The 421-nt window shown below is 49.9% G+C and carries 1 pseudogene; it reads right to left on the bottom strand.

Going from position 1 to position 421, the window contains the following annotated elements:
* Positions 1–232: pseudogene (locus tag BHE18_RS00645) on the bottom strand (THUMP domain-containing protein); the annotation flags it as partial.
* Positions 233–421: the final 189 nt, after the last annotated feature.

The following is a 421-nucleotide window of genomic DNA, read 5'->3' as shown; positions in this document are numbered from 1 at the left end:
CGCCAGGATTAAACATCTCTGTCCAGTTGATCGCCTGAACGCCGAGATAGAGGTCTAAATCACTGTAAACCTTACACTCGCCCAGCGGCAACATAATACGCGAGGCCAGGCGGCTCCACATCAGGCTCTGGTAAACAAGCCGTGTGTCGCCCTTGAAATGGACCCCACCCTGAACCACCTGGCATTCAACGGCCCCCAGGTTTTCCAGTTCAGTTTTTAACAGCTCTTCCAAAAAAAAAAAACCTACCATATCACCTGATCCCTAACCAATCTCTGTATCCTTCACAAATCTCCACACTCACATGACTGACGCATACCGCCGTACCCTTCCTCTTCCTCAACATACCCCGCAAACACACTCACAGGTATCATCATACGGCCGACCAACGAGGACAACTACTGTCTATTAGTATCGCGTGTA

This window comes from Rossellomorea aquimaris (assembly GCF_001877785.1).
Lineage (GTDB): Bacteria > Bacillota > Bacilli > Bacillales > Bacillaceae_B > Rossellomorea > Rossellomorea aquimaris_A.
This window is presented reverse-complemented; position numbering and strand designations above follow the sequence as displayed.